Raw genomic sequence first — 2,049 nt, forward strand, 5'->3', positions numbered from 1 at the left:
AAAAAAAACTTCCGAAAATATTTGGAAGATATACTTAAAAGTTTTTACCTTTGCATCCGCTTTCCTGAAAAGAAAGCCGACATAAAAGAAGCGATCTTTGAAGAGATTTACATAAACAATACAAGTAGTACAAGAGCAAGACTTGTTTCTAAAAAAGAAACAGTCTTGGGTAAAATAAAAAGAACCGTCATTACTTATTAAATAGGTAATAGATACTTTTTAAATTCGAGCGTCCTGAACAGAGCAACAACCATTCCTATATGGAATGATTAACAATACTTTTACAATGAAGAGTTTGATCCTGGCTCAGGATGAACGCTAGCTACAGGCTTAACACATGCAAGTCGAGGGGCAGCATCATCAAAGCTTGCTTTGATGGATGGCGACCGGCGCACGGGTGAGTAACACGTATCCAACCTGCCGACAACACTGGGATAGCCTTTCGAAAGAAAGATTAATACCGGATGGCATAGTTTTCCCGCATGGGTTGACTATTAAAGAATTTCGGTTGTCGATGGGGATGCGTTCCATTAGGCAGTTGGCGGGGTAACGGCCCACCAAACCTACGATGGATAGGGGTTCTGAGAGGAAGGTCCCCCACATTGGAACTGAGACACGGTCCAAACTCCTACGGGAGGCAGCAGTGAGGAATATTGGTCAATGGACGAGAGTCTGAACCAGCCAAGTAGCGTGAAGGATGACTGCCCTATGGGTTGTAAACTTCTTTTATACGGGAATAAAGTGAGCCACGTGTGGCTTTTTGTATGTACCGTATGAATAAGGATCGGCTAACTCCGTGCCAGCAGCCGCGGTAATACGGAGGATCCGAGCGTTATCCGGATTTATTGGGTTTAAAGGGAGCGTAGGCGGGTTGTTAAGTCAGTTGTGAAAGTTTGCGGCTCAACCGTAAAATTGCAGTTGATACTGGCGACCTTGAGTGCAACAGAGGTAGGCGGAATTCGTGGTGTAGCGGTGAAATGCTTAGATATCACGAAGAACTCCGATTGCGAAGGCAGCTTACTGGATTGTAACTGACGCTGATGCTCGAAAGTGTGGGTATCAAACAGGATTAGATACCCTGGTAGTCCACACAGTAAACGATGAATACTCGCTGTTGGCGATATACAGTCAGCGGCCAAGCGAAAGCATTAAGTATTCCACCTGGGGAGTACGCCGGCAACGGTGAAACTCAAAGGAATTGACGGGGGCCCGCACAAGCGGAGGAACATGTGGTTTAATTCGATGATACGCGAGGAACCTTACCCGGGCTTAAATTGCAACTGACGGAACCGGAAACGGTTCTTTCTTCGGACAGTTGTGAAGGTGCTGCATGGTTGTCGTCAGCTCGTGCCGTGAGGTGTCGGCTTAAGTGCCATAACGAGCGCAACCCTTATCGATAGTTACTAGCAGGTCATGCTGAGGACTCTATTGAGACTGCCGTCGTAAGATGTGAGGAAGGTGGGGATGACGTCAAATCAGCACGGCCCTTACGTCCGGGGCTACACACGTGTTACAATGGGGGGTACAGAAGGCAGCTACACGGCGACGTGGTGCTAATCCCAAAAGCCTCTCTCAGTTCGGATTGGAGTCTGCAACCCGACTCCATGAAGCTGGATTCGCTAGTAATCGCGCATCAGCCACGGCGCGGTGAATACGTTCCCGGGCCTTGTACACACCGCCCGTCAAGCCATGAAAGCCGGGGGTACCTGAAGTACGTAACCGCGAGGAGCGTCCTAGGGTAAAACTGGTGATTGGGGCTAAGTCGTAACAAGGTAGCCGTACCGGAAGGTGCGGCTGGAACACCTCCTTTCTGGAGCGACGCTCAGAAAAAGATTAAAAGTAGGTTCTAAAGAGATTACCTCCATAAGAACCTCTTGTACTGCGAAGATTGTTTATTGATACTATAAAGAGAAAGTAGAAGCCGAGCCTTCGGGCTAGGGTTTGACTGACAGTCCTATAGCTCAGTTGGTTAGAGCGCTACACTGATAATGTAGAGGTCGGCAGTTCAACTCTGCCTGGGACTACGACATAGTCTTGGTGACAGGTAGC

At 48.0% G+C, this 2,049-nt stretch carries 1 protein-coding gene, 1 tRNA gene and 1 rRNA gene; all 3 read left to right on the forward strand.

Going from position 1 to position 2,049, the window contains the following annotated elements:
• The coding region (locus tag H8S52_RS19840; RefSeq protein ID WP_222620336.1) for a hypothetical protein at positions 1-201 on the forward strand (201 nt) is incomplete at its 5' end.
• 82 nt (positions 202-283) lie between these two features.
• Positions 284-1,810: ribosomal RNA gene (locus H8S52_RS19385) — 16S ribosomal RNA — on the forward strand.
• A gap of 140 nt (positions 1,811-1,950) precedes the next feature.
• A tRNA-Ile gene (locus tag H8S52_RS19390) sits at positions 1,951-2,024 on the forward strand.
• Positions 2,025-2,049 lie beyond the last annotated feature (25 nt).

The organism is Bacteroides sp. NSJ-48 (assembly GCF_014287405.1).
Taxonomy (GTDB): Bacteria; Bacteroidota; Bacteroidia; order Bacteroidales; family Bacteroidaceae; genus Bacteroides; species Bacteroides stercoris.